We start from the raw sequence: 16564 nt of genomic DNA, 5'->3' as shown, positions 1-16564 counted from the left end.
AATATATTTTATGAACGTTGCCCTATTTGCGGGTCGCAAAGGTAAATCCTTTATTTGATTCTGACAAACTTTTTTTGAGAAATTTTTTCCCTTTTTTTTATCAGTCGATAACTCTCATTATCGTAATCAATATTTGTATGAACTTCCCTGTTAATGCGGGTGCAAAAGTAATCCTTTTTTTGAATCTGACAAACTTTTTTGAAAAAAAATTTTCTTTTTTTTGTCTTCTCAATAACTCGCGTTATTTATTCAAAATGTAATAAGAACTTTGCTTCATTGCGGGTGCAAAACTAATACCTTTTTGTTACAATCCTAACCTTTTTATAACTATTTTTTAATCTTTTTTTCTCTACCTTGATTTTGAAGAACTTACATTCTTAAAAAAAAGAACATAGAGGAAAAACTGAAATCAAACATATACTATATATAAGGAGTAATCGGTTTACGTCTTCTGAAATAGCTCTCTCCTAATATAGCCCTGATTGGAGTGGCATCCTTTTTATTTTATCCAAAATAAAAAGATAGAACGGAAAGCAGGAATAATAGTCTTGCATAACTATATATAAGTGCTACTAATATTTTAAAATATCTATACCTATATATATTGTGTTTGTTTTTCTATTGTATTATATTTGCACTTCATTAAATTTTAACAAATGATAAAGATTACTTTACCGGATGGTTCGGTTAGGGAGTTTGCAAAGGACACAACTCCTATGGATGTCGCTTTAAGTATAAGCGAAGGTTTGGCTAGAAATGTGATTTCAGCATCTTTTAATGGTACAACTATTGAAACCTCTACTCCACTTACCACCGATGGTTCTCTTGTTTTGTATACATGGAATAACGATGAAGGTAAAAAAGCTTTTTGGCATTCTACTTCTCACGTTATGGCTCAAGCATTAGAAGAATTATATTCTGGTATCAAATTAACTATTGGTCCAGCGATTGATAATGGGTTCTATTATGATGTAGATTTTGGTGATAAAAAAATAACTGATGCTGATTTCAAGAAAATTGAAGATCGTGTTTTAGAAATTTCTAGAGAAAAACATGAATTCAAGATGCGTTCGGTTACAAAAGCGGAAGCATTATCCTTATATAAAGACAATGAATTTAAAACAGAATTGATTGAAAATCTAGAAGACGGTACTATTACTTTCTGTGATCATTCCACTTTTACTGATTTATGTCGTGGTGGACACATTCCAAATACAGGAATTATTAAAGCGATGAAGATTCTTTCTGTTGCTGGTGCTTACTGGAGAGGAAATGAAAAAAACAAGCAATTAACTCGTGTTTATGGAATTTCGTTTCCTAAGCAAAAAGACCTGACAGAATACTTGCATCTATTAGAAGAAGCTAAAAAACGAGATCATAGAAAATTAGGAAAGGAATTAGAGTTATTTCATTTTTCGCAACGTGTAGGCCAAGGTTTACCTTTATGGTTACCAAAAGGAGCTGCATTAAGAGATCGTTTAGAACAATTTTTAAAAAAAGCTCAAAAGAAAGCAGGTTATGAACAAGTAGTAACTCCGCATATTGGTCAAAAAGAATTATATGTAACTTCTGGCCATTATGCTAAATATGGAGCTGATAGTTTTCAACCGATTCATACACCAGCTGAAGGTGAAGAATTTTTATTGAAACCTATGAACTGTCCTCATCACTGTGAAATTTACAATGCTAGACCTTGGTCCTATAAAGATTTACCAAAACGTTATGCAGAATTTGGTACTGTATATAGATATGAACAAAGTGGAGAATTACATGGTTTAACTCGTGTAAGAGGTTTTACACAAGATGATGCCCATATTTTTTGTACGCCTGATCAATTAGATGCTGAATTTAAAAATGTTATTGATTTAGTATTATATGTATTTGGTTCCTTAGGATTTGAAAACTTTACAGCACAAGTTTCTTTACGTGATAAAGAAAATAGAGATAAGTATATAGGTAGTGATGAAAATTGGGAAAAAGCAGAGCAAGCTATCATCAATGCTGCGAAAGACAAAGGTTTAAATTATGTAATTGAATATGGTGAAGCGGCTTTCTACGGACCTAAGCTTGACTTTATGGTTAAAGATGCTTTAGGTAGAAGTTGGCAATTAGGAACTATCCAAGTGGACTATAATTTGCCTGAACGTTTTGAATTGACATATAAAGGTAGTGACAATGAATTACACAGACCTGTAATGATTCATAGAGCTCCATTTGGAAGTATGGAACGTTTTATAGCTATTTTATTGGAACACACAGGAGGAAATTTTCCAATTTGGTTAATGCCTGAACAAGCTATTATATTGTCTTTGAGTGAGAAATATGAAAAATATGGTGAAAAAGTTTTAAATTTGCTAGAAAATCACGAAATTCGCGCCCTATTAGATAATAGAAACGAAACTATTGGTAAAAAAATTCGTGAAGCAGAAACTCAAAAATATCCATTTATGTTAATCATAGGTGAGGAAGAGGAGAAAAATGGTACGATTTCTGTGAGACGTCATGGTGATGACGGAAAATCGAATGAGACAATGACTATTGATGCTTTTGCAGAAATAGTTAAAGAAGAAATAAATAAAACATTAAAACAGTTCTAAGTTTAACTTAAATTTTTAAAGCCATAGCAATTAGAAACAACAGAGGCTATAAACCTCGCGAAGAAAAAAAAGCAGCACACAGAATTAACAATTTAATTCGTGTTCCTGAAGTACGTTTAGTAGGTGAAAACATTGAACCAGGTATTTACAAAATAGGTGAAGCATTACGTTTTGCAGAAGAGCAAGAAGTAGACTTGGTAGAAATATCTCCAAATGCAGAACCACCAGTTTGTAAGTTAATGGATTATGGTAAGTTTCTTTATGAACAAAAGAAACGTGAAAAAATGCTTAAAGCAAAATCATCTCAGGTTGTAATTAAAGAAATCCGATTTGGTCCGCAAACGGATGAACATGATTATGAATTTAAAAAGAAAAATGCGATTAAATTTTTACAAGATGGTGCCAAATTAAAAGCATTTGTATTCTTTAAAGGTCGTTCTATTATCTATAAAGAACAAGGACAAATTCTTTTGCTTCGTTTAGCACAAGAACTTGAAGAATATGGTAAGGTAGAGCAAATGCCTGTTTTAGAAGGTAAGCGTATGATTATGTACCTTGCTTCTAAAAAGAAAGTAAAATAAATGAGTCCTTTTTAGAAGCTCATGATAATAAGAAATGATGTTGAGCTAAGTTCAACATGAGAATAAATAAGTAAGATAAATTAAATACAGGAAGAAAATGCCTAAAATGAAAACAAAATCTAGTGCTAAGAAACGATTCAAAGTTACTGGTTCTGGAAAAATTAAAAGAAAGCATGCTTTTAAGAGTCATATCTTGACAAAAAAATCTAAAAAGCGTAAATTAGCTTTAACTCACTCTGGATTAGTTCATAAAACAGATGAGAAAAGTATTAAACAACAATTGAATATTATTTAATTAGTTGTTTAGGTTTAAGTAAAATTAATAACCATGGAGTGGGCGAATTGAAATTAGAATTCAGAAATTAGAATTTAGAAAATTCGGAAGTGTTTAAAAACCGCCTTACTACAAAAAACATTTAAAATTATGCCAAGAGCAAAAAACAGAGTAGCTAGTAGAGCTAGAAGAAAAAGAATATTAAAACAAGCCAAAGGATTCTTTGGAAGACGTAAAAACGTTTGGACAGTAGCGAAAAACGCGGTTGAAAAAGCAATGGTTTATGCTTACCGCGATAGAAAGCAAAAAAAGAGAAACTTCCGTGCTTTATGGATTATGCGTATTAACGCTGGTGCTAGATTACACGGTATGAGTTATTCTCAATTTATGGGAAAAATCAAAGCTAATAATATCGAATTGAACCGTAAAGTTCTTGCTGATTTAGCTATGAATCACTCAGAAGCTTTTGAAGCTATCGTAAAAAAAATTAAATAATACGTCAAACCAATTTATCTTACTTATATAGAATCCCAATCTTTTGATTGGGATTTTTATTTATATTTGAATAAAAAATGAAAAAACTAATACTTCTTTTCTTTTTCATATTAATTTTTATTAGCTGCAAAAAAGAAACTTCTACAAATCAAAATGAAATTAAAGACTTTATTTTAGAAAAAGACTCTGTAAAAGAAATCGAAATAACGTTAAGAGATACAGTTTCATTTAAGATTCCTGAAAATCTTTTATCTACTATACAAAAAGAATATGAAGGAAAAAAATTTACTATACTTAATGTAGCATTAGGAAATATTGATTACAATGATACGGAAGATGCTGTCATAATTATACAAACTACTACTGAAGAAAAAGTATCTGAAAGTATTTCAGTATACCAAAACAGGAATGACTCTTATAACTTAATGGCACAAAATCGTTCTATTATAACTGAAGAATATTTTTTTACCGATGAACATACAAATAGTTCAAAAGAAATTGAAATAGTAGATAATCTTTTAAAAATATCTTTATTTTGTTATGGCCCTTGTGGGAATACTTTTTTAGATTTTAAATTTGACAATAATGATCTTTTATTAAAAAACTTTTCCACTTATGATGCAGGTGCTGGAGCTCAAATTGAAAGAAATTTTGATGTTGAAAAAGACATTGTAACAATTACAACTACAAATACAATGACGGAAGATATGCCAATAACTGAAGAGCAATTTAAATTTAAGTATACTAAAGGAGTTCGTTTTTTAGATTTAAATACAAAAAGTCTATTCTCGGATTTATCTGAATTAGAGTCAAAAACCATTTTTTAACAGTAATAAAAATACACCACTATTGGAAACTAAAAAACAATTACACCCAAGAAATAAGCATATTAATGGTTATAATTTTAAGGAATTAACAACTATTTACCCGAAGTTAAATGAATTTGTATTTACTAATCAATATGGAAACGAAACGATTGATTTTGCAAATCCTGATGCAGTAAAGGCTTTGAATAAAAGTTTATTATTAACGTACTATTCTATTTCATTTTGGGACATTCCTAAAACTAATCTTTGTCCGCCTATTCCAGGAAGAGCAGATTATGTTCATTATATTGCAGACTTATTAGCTTTGGAAAACAAAAACAAGATACCAACTGGTAGAAATATAAAAGGATTAGATATAGGTGTTGGTGCCAATTGTATTTATCCAATAATAGGAAATAGTGAATATGGTTGGCAATTTGTAGGAACTGAAACTGATGTTCCTTCTTTAAAGGCTTGTGCCAAAATTGTTGAAAACAATGAAAAATTACAAAAAGACGTTATTTTAAGAATACAACAGAATAGAAGAAATGTTCTGAAAAACTGCATTCTAGAAAATGACCGATTTGATTTTGTTATTTGCAATCCTCCTTTTCATGCCTCTAGAGAAGAAGCTACTAAAGGTTCTCAAAGAAAATTGAGAAATCTTGGTAAAGCCAAAGATGGGAAACCTGTTTTAAATTTTAGTGGTCAAAACAATGAATTATGGACTGAAGGTGGTGAGCTAGCCTTTATCACAAATATGATTTATGAAAGTGTTCATTTTAAGAAACAATGTTTATGGTTTACCTCATTAGTATCTAAGAAAGAAAACTTAAAACCTTTCTATAATCATCTTAAAAAGGCAGGAGCAGTTGATATAAAAACGATAGATATGGAACAAGGAAATAAAATAAGTCGTTTTATAGCTTGGACGTTTTTGAGTAATCAACAAAAAGAAAATTGGGCAATTATTAATTGGGATTAAAAAGTAATCATCCTATTTAATATTTATAAATAAAAAAGCTTTAAATGATCATTCATTTTGTTATTTAAAGCTTTTATTTTTAGAAAAAATTAAGTTTTTTGCTTTTTCTTTCTAGCCGCTGGAAACAAAACGTTATTTAAGATTAAACGATATCCTGGAGAATTAGGATGTAAATCTAAAACAGTTGGTGCATCACCTACATGATGTTGATAATCTTCTGGATCATGACCACCATAAAAAGTAAACATTCCTTTACCTTTTGTACCATGAATATATCTGGCTTCTCCATTAATTTTACATTCCCCTAAAGTTAACACATTGGCCTTTACTCTATCTTCAGAAAAAGCAGTTGTTTGCCCCATAAATCCTTTAACTAATTGGGTATGATTTTGACAAAGCATGGTAGGAATTGGATCCCATTTTGCAGAAAAATCCATTAAAGTAAAATAATCTTTTTCAAAAGGAACTATGTTTTTTGATTTTCTATCCTCAGTAGTATCAATATCTGAGAACTCATATCTTTCTGGGCTTCTTTCTAAAATAAAATTCTTAAAAGCAAAAGAATTATTATAATTTATTTTTGATTGATAATTAGGTGAACTACCATCACCATCAAACATAGGCTCACAAATATCAACTCCGTCAGCAGCTAAAGCAATATCAAAACTATCAGTAGCCGAACACATTGCAAACATGAATCCTCCCCCTATTACATAATCACGTATTTTTATAGCTACTGCTAATTTTTCTTCAGAAACTTTATTATAGCCTAGTTTTTTAGCTAAATCTTCAGCATCTTTTTTTTGTTCTATATACCAAGGTGCATTTCTATATGCTCCAAAAAATTTACCATATTGTCCTGTAAAATCTTCATGATGTAAATGAAGCCAATCATATAAAACCAGTTGGTCGCTTAAAACTTCTTCATCATATATTTCTGTGTAAGGAATTTCTGCATAGGTCAAGACCATAGTAACTGCATCATCCCAAGGTTGTTTTCCTTTTGGAGTATAAACTGCAATTTTTGGTGCTTTTTCTAAAATAACTGTTTCCATATTTTGTGATGGACTACTTATTTCTTCTAAAATAACATTTGCATTTCCATCTGATAAAACTTCAAAAGTCACTCCTCTTATTTGACATTCTCTTCTAATAGCATTATCATCTGGTAAAAGAAATGAACCTCCTCTATAATTCAACAGCCAACTTACTTTATAATTTTTATCTAATGCCCAATAAGTGATTCCATAGGCTTTTAAGTGATTTTGTTGACCTTCAGCTTCCATTGGCAACAAAATAAAAGAAGCTTTTACTGATAATGTGAATAGTAAAAGAAATATGTAAAAGTATTTTTTCAATGTAATGACAGTTTTTTCAAAGATAAGAAATACTATTATAATGATTTAAAAAAGTATCATAAATAGATTATAAACAAATTTGCTTCTATATATTTAAAAAATCACATTTTATTTGTAATGTTTTTTAAAGCTACAACTTTATTTTGAATCGCATATACTACTAAGCCTGCAATATTTTTTGATTCAGTTTTTAATAATAAATTGTTTCTGTGTCCATCAACAGTTCTTGGACTTATAAATAATTTTTCCGCAATTTCAATGGTACTTAATTGCTCACAAATTAACTCTAAAATTTCTTTTTCTCGAGTAGTTAAATATTCTTCATCAAAACTACTTTTTGTTTTTTTATTTCCAAAAATTAATCCTTCATGAATAATATTCATAATTAAATCATTGTAATAAAACCCTTTTGAAGCAACTTCATTAATAGTATAAATCATTTCTTTAGGTGAAGCATTCTTAACTAAATAAGAACATGCACCTTCTTGAATCATATTAATAATAAAAGGTTTTGTATCATAACTTGTAAGAGCAATTATTTTTATGTTTGGAAACTTTTTATGTACTTTTTTTGTTGCCTCAACACCATTTAGTAAAGGCATTTTTAAATCCATTAGAATAATATCTGGCAAATTATCTTGATTTTTATTTAAGTATTTAACTAATTCGTCACCATTTGAAGCTTCAAAAACTATTTCAATATTTTTTTCACGCTCAAGCATAAAAAGAATTCCTTTTCTAAAAAGAAGTTCATCATCAGCTAAAATAATTTTTATAGTGTCCATTGCAGATAGATTTTTTTAATCAAATACTTATTATTCAAAGGTATCTACTTAAACAATAAAATTGATTCTTTTAAAAACTTAAAATTACTTGTACTCCTTGGTCAATAGCACTATTCATTTCAAATTTTCCATTTAAAAACTCCACTCTACTTTCAATGTTTTTCATTCCTAAACCTTTTTTCAAATTTGTTTTTTGTACATCAAAACCATTGCCATTATCCTTATATTTTAAAACTCTCTTCTTTTTCTTTTTCTCAAAATTAATATCAATTTCTGTTGCCATACCATGCTTAATTGAATTATTTATTAATTCTTGCAAAATTCGAAAAATATGCAAATGGTTTTTTTTATCAATCTCATCAAAAATATCTTGTTCAAGAATATTATTATAATTAACTATAAGATTATTAGATTTTAAATAATTACTGCAAAGTTCTTCAATTGCAACGTGAATTCCAAATTCTTCAAAAATAGGAGGCAACAAATCGTGAGAAATTCTTCTAGTGCTTTCTAAAACTTTTGCAGAAACATCAATTATATTAGATGTAATTTGTTTTATTTCTTTTTCAGATAAATTAGGAACAGTTAAAAAATGACTATTTAATGAAATAATGTTTATTTTAGAACTAATGTCATCATGCAAATCTCTTGCTATTCTTTTCCGCTCTTTCTCTTGAGTAAGAATAGCAGCGTTAAGCATTTCCTTTTGGTATTTAATTTCTAAATCTTTTTTTTCAATCTCTTTTTGAATAATTTTTTTTCTCGAATAATATATAAAAACTAATAAAGAAACTGTTAACAAAATAAAAGCTATAAAAGTATATACTATTGCTAATACAAGATCTCTATCATTTATCATATCATTTGTCAGATTTTTTTATAAAAATTTCCCTCCATTCTATTACTATAAAAACTTGATAAACAATATATAAAACAGAGTTAAGTATCCATACAATTTTACTTGGTGCTAAATCTAACTTCGAAATTAGGTTCCCAGATATAAACAATACTGTACTTCCAAACAAATATAATAGTATTCCTGTATTAATATAGTAATATTTCTTTTTTTCATTTAAAATATTATAAAAATGAAACATTGAAAAAATGATTATGAGAAAAGAAGTTATAAAAATTTCAAATAAATTAAATTTATAAAATAAATCTGTATTAAAATAATATTGAACTCCTAAAATTATTAAACAAGAAGGTACTGCAATTTTTATAATTTTCTTTTGAAAATCATTATTTACTATTTCTAGATAGAAAAGGCTTAACAAAAGAAATTGAAGAATGAAATAAAAATGAGATAGAAATAAATTATTTTGATGAATACTTTTTAAGTAGCTCGTATATGCTTGAATAATAATCATTACCAATAAATATATAGTAAATACAAAAAAGGATCTGGGCATTTTTTTATTTAATTTTATAGCAAATAAAATAAAGTTAATGCCCAGTAATAAATATCCTATATATATTATAAATTCAAACAAAATAATTATTGAATTATAAAGGGTGCCTTCTGATTACATGTGTTTGGGCATGGTTCAGAAAAATCATAAATATACCAGCCTTTTTCAGAATCAATCATATCATTCCCTTCTGCATCAACTCCTACAATCATTAAATGAGGTTCATTATTCTCATCTATTCCTAAATAAGACCTCACATTTACAACTCCTTCTTCAGCCATAACTTGTGTTACATCATCTCCAGGTATCAGAAAAGCTTTCAATTGGTTTTCTGCTAAGTAATTTGCACCTTCTTTTTTCCATCTTGCTGCCCATTCTTGAGCCGTTTGCAATGTAATTGTGTCTTTTGCCATAAAAAAATATTATTTGTTTATATTAAAAGCAAATTTAGTATTAAAAATGAATAATTAATTACCTGAACTTAAAAACAGGTATTTTTACGGGTATAGATTAATCGTATAAATCATAAATTAGCAAAATGTTAAAAAAATATATTTTGTAAGTAATAACTTATCGGATTTTTAATTAACTTAGTAAAAAAATAAATATTAACTATAAAATTTATCAATATGTCAACAGAACCGTTTATTGGAGAAATTAAAATTTTCGGCTTTAACTTTGCTCCTCAAAGCTACCAACTGTGTAGCGGTCAAATTATGTCCATTGCACAAAACACTGCTTTATTTTCTCTTTTAGGAACAACATACGGTGGTAATGGTCAAACTACTTTTGCTCTACCAGACTTAAGAGGAAGAATGCCAATAGGACAAGGACAAGGTCCTGGATTACCTAATTATGTGATGGGGCAACTTAGTGGAACTACAAGTGTTACCTTATTAACAGCAAACTTACCTGCACATACTCATGCTGCACAAGGAATCACAGTTAATATGCCTGTTTCTAATGCTGGTGGAGATACAGATTCTCCACAAGGAGCTTATTTAGCAAACAATGGTAGTGAAGTGTTTTCTAGCGAATCTACTCCTGGAGCAAATTATGGGCCATTAAGTGCATCAGGTCAAACTAGCATAACTGGATCAAATATTCCAATTTCAATATTAAATCCATATTTAACTATTAATTATTCGATTGCTATATACGGAATTTTTCCAAGTAGAAATTAAATCAATATATAAAAGGGTACATTAAGAAATGTACCTTTTTTAAATATAACTTTGATGTAACTTTTATTAATATAAAAAAACATGCAAAAAATTGGAGTTCTTTTACCTAGATCAACATACTATGAGACAATCAGTTTTGATATTTATGAAGGACTTAAGTTAGGGTTAGAAGCAATTGGAGAAAAAGACATCAAAATAGTAACAGAGAATATTGGTTTTGGAGCTGATAAACAACAATGTTATCGTTCAGCGGAAAAGTTACTATTAGAAGAGAATGTAAGTTTAGTTCTTGCGTTTATTGGTCATCGTACAGCTGAATTACTTAGACCTCTTTTTCTAGCGGCTAATAAAATTTTAATTGTTTTAGATGCTGGAGCTAATTTGCCCAACGAATGGCCAACATGTCCTAATATCTTCTATCATTCGCTTCATAATTCTTTAGGAGCTTGGCTTACAGCACAAAAAGCATCTAATGATGGCTATAAAAAAGGAGCTATGGTAACAGGATATTATGATGGAGGATATTTGCATACTTATAGTATTTCAAAAAGTTTTGAAGATGCAGGTGGAAAGATTTTTTTTAACCATGCTACTGGATATAAAGAAAATGATTTTACTATGGAACCTCTTCAAAATTATATAAATGAAAATTCAGATAGTGCATTTTTAAGCCTTTTTAGTGGAGACTTTGTACAGTGGTATTTTAAAGAAATAAAAAGTAGATTTAATAATCAAAATTTACCAATATATTTAACTCCATTTGGCTTTGAAGAAACAATGATAGAAAGTGCTGTTTTTCCCAGTAATTTAGTTAGTGGAATCGTTTCTTGGTCAAAAAAAATAGAAAATAAAGAAAATAAGATTTTTATTGAAACTATTGAATCATCAGGTAGAAAACCAAATTTATTTTCTTTAATTAGTTGGGAAGCTGCATCAATTATAGCAAAAGTACTTGAGTTACTAAGGGAACAAAAAAACAATATCCCTAAAATAGCAAGTGAACTACAAAAATTTGAATTTAACGGACCAAGAGGAAAAATTTATTTTGATGCAAAAACAAATACTACTATTTCTGACCTATATGAAGCAAGACTAATTGAAAATAATGGAATGAGTGAGATAGAATTAGGTAAAAAAATAAAGAATATTAAAGAAGAATTTGACAAATTATGTCAGCTATCTCTCAATAATGTAACTTCGGCTTGGTATAATAGTTATACTTGTATTTAATGGAAAATAAAAAAAAAATAGTATTACTCTGTGGTGGAAAGTTTGCTTTTAAAGCTTTGCAACTATTAGCTTATGAAAAATTTCTTTTTGGAGTAGCAATTGGTAAAGGAACAGAAATCATTAATGATGCATTAGAAAGAGAATGTGAAGAAAACAAAATAGCCTTTAAATCATTTCCAAACAAAAATAGTATTTCAGAAATGAAGACTTGGATAAACAACGTACAGCCTGACTATGTTTTTTCCATTTCATTTCCCTTTTTAATTCCTGAAGAAGTTTTATTATTTGGTAAAGATAAATTTATTAACTTTCATCCTGGTCCGTTACCAAAATATAGAGGAGTTATGCCTATCTTTGAAGTTCTAAAGAATCAGGAAACAGAAACAGCTATTTGTGTACATTTCATGAATGCTAATTTTGACGAAGGAAATATTATTTTCAATGACCCTGTAATAATAGAAAAAGGTGATACTTATGGAAAATTAACTGTAAAATTAAGTAATAGAGTCGCTCAAGTAGCTCTGAATATGGCTAATATGCTTCAATTTGCTAGTAAAATACCTAATTTTCCACAAGATAAGAGTGAAGCCTATTACTATGAGAAGCCTCAATTTTCGGATACCTATATAAATTGGAAAAGAATGGATTCAGAAGAAATACTATCACTTATAAATGCATGCAACCCATGGAACAATGGAGCAGACACAACATTTATGGGTGAACAAGCAAAAATTATATCAGCAAAAAACTTTAACAAACCACATAATAATATACATCCGGGTACAATTATAGAAATTACTGAAGAGAACACTATCACTGTGGCTTGTTCAGATAATAAACAAATTGCAATAGAGATACTAAGTACAGATGAGGGTATAATGACCGCAAAACAATTAAGTAGTAAAATAAACATAATAGGCAATATATTTAATTAAAAATCAGAGTCTTAAACAGTAATAAATAAATTAATATCATATGAAACAAAAAATTACTTTACTTTTAGTCATGATGTGCTTATTCTCAATAGGTACCTATGCACAAACTCAATTTTGGAGCGATGACTTTGAAAGCAATCCCTCTAGTGGTACTAGGACTCCTGAAGTAAATGGAGGAACAACTTCTTCTTACTTCAGGCTAACTGATGGATCTAATATATCACAAGTAGTACCATTTACTGGTAAAGAAGGAAACTCTTTCTGGGCAGGTGAAGATCACAATGGTCCAGGAACTGGTTTTCCTTCTGAAGGGGCTACACCAGCAAGTAATCCATTAAATGAACTTCAAATCGAATGGACAGGTATTAATATTTCTGGAAAATCTGATTTAAGTTTTAGAGGTTTAATTGCGGCAGCAAGTACAAATGAGCCTTGGGACAATCAAAATGCATGTATTAGTGGTGTAGGAACTACTAATACAGATTATATTATTGTTGAATATAGCATTGATGGCGGGGCTTATGTAAACTTAATTCGTTTTTACAACAGAGGAAGTGCTTCTGGAACTGGAGACAAATATCTATTTGAAGATACAAATAATGATGGTTGTGGAGATGGTACACAATTAACAAATGTATTTGGAGAATTCACCAAGACTATTGTAGGCACAGGAACTACAATGAGTTTACGTATTCGTGTTTTCTCTGAAGGAAGTAACGAAGAATGGGGAATAGATAATTTCAGATTATTTGAAGCTCCAGTATGTAATGTTGCCTTAACACCTGCTTCACAAACTAACATCGCTTGTAATGGTGGTGCAACTGGTGCTGCAACAGTAAATACTGCAACTGGTGGAACTGCTCCTTATACTTATGACTGGACACCTGGAAACCCAACTGGTGATGGAACAACTTCTGTTTCTGGATTAACTGCAGGAACTTGGACTTGTACTGTAACGGATGCAAATGCTTGTACAGCTTCTGTTAACTTTACAGTTACTCAACCAACGGCAATTTCGTTGACAGCTGCTTCACAAACCAATATTTCTTGTAATGGTGGTGCAAATGGTGCTGCTTCTGTAAATACTCCAACTGGTGGTGCTGGTGGTTATACCTATAACTGGACTCCTGGAAACCCAACTGGTGATGGAACAGCTTCTGTTTCTGGATTAACTGCAGGAACTTGGACTTGTACTGTAACGGATGCAAATGCTTGTACAGCTTCTGTTAACTTTACAGTTACTCAACCAACGGCAATTTCGTTGACAGCTGCTTCACAAACCAATATTTCTTGTAATGGTGGTGCAAATGGTGCTGCTTCTGTAAATACTCCAACTGGTGGTGCTGGTGGTTATACTTATAATTGGACTCCTGGAAACCCAACTGGTGATGGAACAGCTTCTGTTTCTGGATTAACTGCTGGAACTTGGACTTGTACTGTAACGGATGCAAATGCTTGTACAGCTTCTGTTAACTTTACAGTTACTCAACCAACGGCAATTTCGTTGACAGCCGCTTCACAAACCAATATTTCTTGTAATGGTGGTGCGAATGGTGCTGCTTCTGTAAATACTCCAACTGGTGGTGCTGGTGGTTATACCTATAACTGGACTCCTGGAAACCCAACTGGTGATGGAACAGCTTCTGTTTCTGGATTAACTGCTGGAACTTGGACTTGTACTGTAACGGATGCAAATGCTTGTACAGCTTCTGTTAACTTTACAGTTACTCAACCAACTGCAATTTCGTTGACAGCTGCTTCACAAACCAATATTTCTTGTAATGGTGGGTCGAATGGTGCTGCTTCTGTAAATACTCCAACTGGTGGTGCTGGTGGTTATACTTATAATTGGACTCCTGGAAACCCAACTGGTGATGGAACAGCTTCTGTTACTGGACTAAGTGCAGGAACTTGGACTTGTACAGTAACGGATGCAAATGCTTGTACAGCCTCTGTTAACTTTACAGTTACTCAACCAACAGCTATTTCGTTAACAGCTGCTTCACAAACCAATATTTCTTGTAATGGTGGGTCGAATGGTGCTGCTTCTGTAAATACTCCAACTGGTGGTGCTGGTGGTTATACTTATAATTGGACTCCTGGAAACCCAACTGGTGATGGAACAGCTTCTGTTTCTGGATTAACTGCTGGAACTTGGACTTGTACTGTAACTGATGCAAATGCTTGTACAGCCTCTGTTAACTTTACAGTTACTCAACCAACAGCTATTTCGTTAACACCTGCTTCACAAACTAATATCGCATGTAATGGTGGTGCTACTGGAGCTGCAACAGTAAATGCTGCAACTGGTGGAACTGCTCCTTATACTTATGACTGGACACCTGGAAATCCTATTGGGGACGGAACAACTTCTGTCTCTGGATTAACTGCTGGAACTTGGACTTGTACTGTGACAGATGCAAACTCTTGTACAACTTCTGTTAACTTTACAGTTACACAACCAACTGCTTTAGTAACTAGTGCAATTGTTGATGACAATGTTTCTTGTAATGGTGGTACGAATGGTGGTGCTACTGCTTCCGCAACTGGTGGAACTGCTCCTTACTCTTATTTATGGAGTAATGCTGCTACAACTGCTACAATAACTGGGGTTGCTGCTGGAACATATAATGTAACAATTACTGATGCGAATGGTTGTACTGATATAGCTTCGGTTACTATTACTGAACCAACTGCTTTAGTAGCTAATGCAGCTAGCGATAGTAATGCTTCATGTAATGGTGCTACTGATGGTGGTGCTACTGCTTCCGCAACTGGTGGAACTGCTCCTTACTCTTATTTATGGAGTAATGCTGCTACAACTGCTACAATAACTGGTGTTGCTGCTGGAACATATAATGTAACAATTACAGATGCGAATGGTTGTACTGATATAGCTTCGGTTACTATTACTGAACCAGTTGCTTTAGTAGCTGATGCAGCTAGCGATAGTAATGCTTCATGTAATGGTGCTACTGATGGTGGTGCTACTGCTTCCGCAACTGGTGGAACTGCTCCTTACTCTTATTTATGGAGTAATGCTGCTACAACTGCTACAATAACTGGTGTTGCTGCTGGAACATATAATGTAACAATTACTGATGCGAATGGTTGTACTGATATAGCTTCGGTTACTATTACTGAACCAGTTGCTTTAGTAGCTGATGCAGTTAGCGATAGTAATGCTTCATGTAATGGTGCTACTGATGGTGGTGCTACTGCTTCCGCAACTGGTGGAACTGCTCCTTACTCTTATTTATGGAGTAATGCTGCTACAACTGCTACAATAACTGGTGTTGCTGCTGGAACATATAATGTAACAATTACTGATGCGAATGGTTGTACTGATATAGCTTCGGTTACTATTACTGAACCAGTTGCTATTGATGATACTATATCTGAATTAACTACAGGTATATTAACGGCTAATGAAGTTGGTGCTACTTACCAATGGTATGAATGTCCTAACAATTTATTGACTGGGGAAACAAATCAAGATTTTACACCAACAACTCTTGGTGATTATAAAGTCGAAGTAACAGTTGGTTCTTGTACAGTTCAATCTACTTGTTATACAGTTACTGCTTTGGGCACAAGTACTTTTGAAAACAAATTACAATTTGCAATATATCCTAATCCAACTAGTGGATTGTTAAATATTGATACTAATTTTGATGGTGAGTTTTTAATTGTTAATCAATTAGGACAAACAGTTAAAACATTTAAGGTAAATTCTAACATAGAAAATATTATAAATGTTGAAAATTTAGCTGATGGTATTTATTATATCAAAGGAACAAATGGAACTCAAATTAGTTCTCAAAATCTAATAATAAAAAAATAATCTAGATAAAAGGACTGTTATGATATCATAACAGTCCTTTTTTATTTTATTTATTGATTAGAAAAATTACTATAACCA

14 protein-coding genes are annotated in these 16564 nt (G+C 31.1%); 10 read left to right on the top strand and 4 right to left on the bottom strand.

Translation table 11 applies throughout. The features are described from left to right. Window positions 1-656 precede the first annotated feature (656 nt). The 6 genes from thrS (at window position 657) to rlmF (ending at window position 5738) form a co-directional block, all read left to right on the top strand. Window positions 657-2597 (top strand): threonine--tRNA ligase, encoded by a 1941-nt coding sequence (thrS, locus tag ACULEV_RS04165; protein WP_445457415.1) that lies wholly within the window; start codon window positions 657-659, stop codon window positions 2595-2597. A 29-nt stretch (window positions 2598-2626) separates the two neighbouring features. Continuing rightward, complete coding sequence (gene infC / locus ACULEV_RS04160) at window positions 2627-3178, top strand: translation initiation factor IF-3 (protein ID WP_445458518.1); 552 nt, start codon at window positions 2627-2629, stop codon at window positions 3176-3178. Window positions 3179-3275: 97 nt separating this feature from the next. Then, window positions 3276-3473, top strand: coding sequence for a 50S ribosomal protein L35 (rpmI, locus tag ACULEV_RS04155; RefSeq protein WP_140964640.1), 198 nt, complete (start codon window positions 3276-3278; stop codon window positions 3471-3473). Between the two features lie 129 nt (window positions 3474-3602). Continuing rightward, window positions 3603-3947: a 50S ribosomal protein L20 gene (gene rplT / locus ACULEV_RS04150; protein WP_445457414.1), complete on the top strand. Its 345-nt coding sequence runs from the start codon at window positions 3603-3605 to the stop codon at window positions 3945-3947. A 77-nt stretch (window positions 3948-4024) separates the two neighbouring features. Next, complete coding sequence (locus ACULEV_RS04145; protein ID WP_445457413.1) at window positions 4025-4774, top strand: hypothetical protein; 750 nt, start codon at window positions 4025-4027, stop codon at window positions 4772-4774. 22 nt (window positions 4775-4796) lie between these two features. After that, window positions 4797-5738 carry a 23S rRNA (adenine(1618)-N(6))-methyltransferase RlmF gene (rlmF, locus tag ACULEV_RS04140; RefSeq protein WP_445457412.1) on the top strand — a complete coding sequence of 314 codons (942 nt, stop codon included), beginning with the start codon at window positions 4797-4799 and terminating at the stop codon, window positions 5736-5738. 89 nt (window positions 5739-5827) lie between these two features. Here the strand turns inward: rlmF and ACULEV_RS04135 are convergent, their stop codons facing one another. The 4 genes from ACULEV_RS04135 to ACULEV_RS04120 form a co-directional block, all read right to left on the bottom strand. Then, a complete protein-coding gene (locus tag ACULEV_RS04135; protein WP_445458517.1) occupies window positions 5828-7024 on the bottom strand; it encodes an asparagine synthetase B in 1197 nt (398 codons plus the stop codon). A 173-nt stretch (window positions 7025-7197) separates the two neighbouring features. Further along, window positions 7198-7881 carry a response regulator gene (locus ACULEV_RS04130; protein ID WP_445457411.1) on the bottom strand — a complete coding sequence of 228 codons (684 nt, stop codon included), beginning with the start codon at window positions 7879-7881 and terminating at the stop codon, window positions 7198-7200. 70 nt (window positions 7882-7951) lie between these two features. Then, window positions 7952-8740 carry a sensor histidine kinase gene (locus tag ACULEV_RS04125; protein ID WP_445457410.1) on the bottom strand — a complete coding sequence of 263 codons (789 nt, stop codon included), beginning with the start codon at window positions 8738-8740 and terminating at the stop codon, window positions 7952-7954. 639 nt (window positions 8741-9379) lie between these two features. Beyond that, window positions 9380-9706, bottom strand: a complete 327-nt coding sequence (locus ACULEV_RS04120) for a hypothetical protein (protein WP_445457409.1) — start codon at window positions 9704-9706, stop codon at window positions 9380-9382. A 216-nt stretch (window positions 9707-9922) separates the two neighbouring features. Here ACULEV_RS04120 and ACULEV_RS04115 point away from each other — a divergent pair, with 216 nt between their 5' ends. The 4 genes from ACULEV_RS04115 to ACULEV_RS04100 all read left to right on the top strand — a co-directional run bounded on the left by ACULEV_RS04115 (window position 9923) and on the right by ACULEV_RS04100 (window position 16486). Beyond that, on the top strand, window positions 9923-10477 hold the full coding sequence (locus tag ACULEV_RS04115; protein WP_445457408.1) for a phage tail protein: 555 nt from the start codon (window positions 9923-9925) through the stop codon (window positions 10475-10477). 81 nt (window positions 10478-10558) lie between these two features. Further along, complete coding sequence (locus ACULEV_RS04110) at window positions 10559-11707, top strand: ABC transporter substrate-binding protein (RefSeq protein WP_445457407.1); 1149 nt, start codon at window positions 10559-10561, stop codon at window positions 11705-11707. After that, complete coding sequence (locus ACULEV_RS04105) at window positions 11707-12642, top strand: methionyl-tRNA formyltransferase (protein WP_445457406.1); 936 nt, start codon at window positions 11707-11709, stop codon at window positions 12640-12642. Before ACULEV_RS04110 ends, ACULEV_RS04105 begins: the two co-directional genes overlap by 1 nt. Window positions 12643-12682: 40 nt before the next feature. Next, entirely contained in the window at window positions 12683-16486 is a 3804-nt protein-coding gene (locus tag ACULEV_RS04100) for a beta strand repeat-containing protein (protein WP_445457405.1), read from the top strand. The last annotated feature ends 78 nt before the right edge of the window (window positions 16487-16564 follow it).

This window comes from Flavobacterium sp. HNIBRBA15423, assembly GCF_052655965.1.
The sequence above is the reverse complement of the archived record's forward strand: the minus strand, read 5'-3'. Positions and strand labels throughout refer to the sequence as shown.